This is a genomic window from Mesorhizobium sp. M8A.F.Ca.ET.202.01.1.1, assembly GCF_004791595.1.
GTDB lineage: Bacteria > Pseudomonadota > Alphaproteobacteria > Rhizobiales > Rhizobiaceae > Mesorhizobium.
In genome coordinates this window covers 1-369 of the sequence record NZ_SRUN01000117.1, presented here as the reverse complement: position 1 = coordinate 369, position 369 = coordinate 1, and the positions used below count along the sequence as shown (strand labels likewise).

Sequence of the window (369 nt, the reverse complement as noted above, 5' to 3'; positions counted from 1 at the left end):
GTGAACCGCACGCCGGAGCGCGCCGATGAACTGATCGACGCGATGGGCGAGCCGGGCCGCGCGATCAGCCGCTACTGGGAAGACCTGCGCGAGCTGGGCGACTTCGAACTGATCGTCAATGCCACCTCGGCCGGCCGCGACCGCGACGTCGAGTTCAAGCTGCCGCTGTCGCTGGTCAATTCGATGACCGCCGCCGTCGACCTGAACTACGGCGAGGCGGCCATCGCTTTCCTGGCCTGGGCCCGTGCGGCGAACTGCCGCAATACCGTGGATGGTCTGGGCATGCTGGTCGAGCAGGCGGCCGAGAGCTTCCTGCAGTGGCACGGCGTGCGCCCGCAGACCGACGAGGTCTACCAGTCGCTGCGCCAG

At 68.6% G+C, this 369-nt stretch carries 1 pseudogene; it reads left to right on the top strand.

Annotation, left to right across the window (positions count from 1 at the left end):
- Positions 1-369, top strand: a pseudogene (gene aroE, locus EN845_RS34095) (shikimate dehydrogenase); the annotation flags it as partial.